The sequence below is a fragment of the Vibrio sp. 11986-1-5 genome (assembly GCF_963878025.1).
Lineage (GTDB): Bacteria > Pseudomonadota > Gammaproteobacteria > Enterobacterales > Vibrionaceae > Vibrio > Vibrio injensis.
This window is the reverse complement of record NZ_CAWNVW010000017.1, coordinates 1-1,341: the sequence shown is the minus strand read 5'-3', so window position 1 is coordinate 1,341 and position 1,341 is coordinate 1. Positions and strand designations below refer to the sequence as shown.

Here is a 1,341-nt window from a genome sequence, read left to right as displayed (position 1 = left end):
CTGAGGAATCCCCTAATGATTTTGATAAAAATCATCAAGTTAAGGTAGATACACATCTTGTCGTATGATCAAATGGTTTCGCCAAAAATCAATAACCAGACAACAAGATGTGCGAACTCGATATTTTACACGACTCTCTTTACCAATTCTGCCCTGAATTACACTTAAAACGACTCAACAGTTTAACGTTGGCTTGCCGCGCATTACTTGAGAGTAAAACGCTCACTCTTACCGAGCTTGGTCGTAACCTGCCAACCAAAGCGAGAACAAAACATAACATCAAACGAATCGACCGATTATTAGGTAATCGTCACTTACACAAAGAGCGACTCGCTGTATACCGTTGGCATGCGAGCTTTATCTGTTCGGGCAATTCGATGCCCATTGTTCTTGTGGACTGGTCTGATATTCGTGAGCAAAAACGGCTTATGGTATTGCGAGCTTCAGTCGCACTACACGGTCGTTCTGTTACTCTTTATGAGAAAGCGTTTCCGCTTTCAGAGCAATGTTCAAAGAAAGCTCATGACCAATTCTTAGCCGACCTAGCAAGCATTCTGCCGAGTGATACGACACCGCTCATTGTTACTGATGCAGGCTTTAAAGTGCCATGGTATAAATCCGTTGAAAAGCTAGGTTGGTACTGGTTAAGTCGAGTCAGAGGGAAAGTGCAATATGCAGATTTAGATGCAGATTTAGGTGCGGAAAACTGGCAACCTATCAGCAACTTACATAGCATATCCTCAAGTCGCTCAAAGACTTTAGGCTATAAGAGGTTGACTAAGAGCAACCCAATTTCATGTCAAATTGCACTGTATAAATCACGTCCTAAAGGCCGAAAAAATCAGCGTTCGACACGGACTAATTGTCATCATCCATCACCTAAAATCTACTCCGCTTCGACAAAAGAACCATGGGTTTTAGCGACTAACTTGCCCGTTGAAATCCGAACACCCAAGCAACTCGTTAGGATCTACTCAAAGCGTATGCAGATAGAAGAAACCTTCCGAGACTTGAAAAGCCCAGCATACGGTCTAGGACTCCGCCATAGCCGAACTAGCAACCCAGAGCGCTTTGATATCATGCTACTAATCGCCCTAATGCTTCAACTGACATTTTGGCTTGTTGGCGTACATGCACAGAAACAAGGTTGGGATAAACACTTTCAAGCGAACACTGTCAGTAATCGAAATGTACTCTCAACAGTGCGCTTAGGTATGGAAGTTCTGCGGCATTCTGGCTACGCAATAACGAGGAAAGACTTGCTCGTAGCTGCAACCATACTTGCTCAAAATCTATTCAGGTACGGTTGCGCTTTGGGGAAATTATGAGGGGATCCCTCAG

1 protein-coding gene is annotated in these 1,341 nt (G+C 43.8%); it reads left to right on the top strand.

The annotated features are described in order from the left end of the window. Nucleotides 1-107 precede the first annotated feature (107 nt). Nucleotides 108-1,328 (top strand): IS4 family transposase, encoded by a 1,221-nt coding sequence (locus AACS00_RS05870; RefSeq protein ID WP_110168452.1) that lies wholly within the window; start codon nt 108-110, stop codon nt 1,326-1,328. The last annotated feature ends 13 nt before the right edge of the window (nt 1,329-1,341 follow it).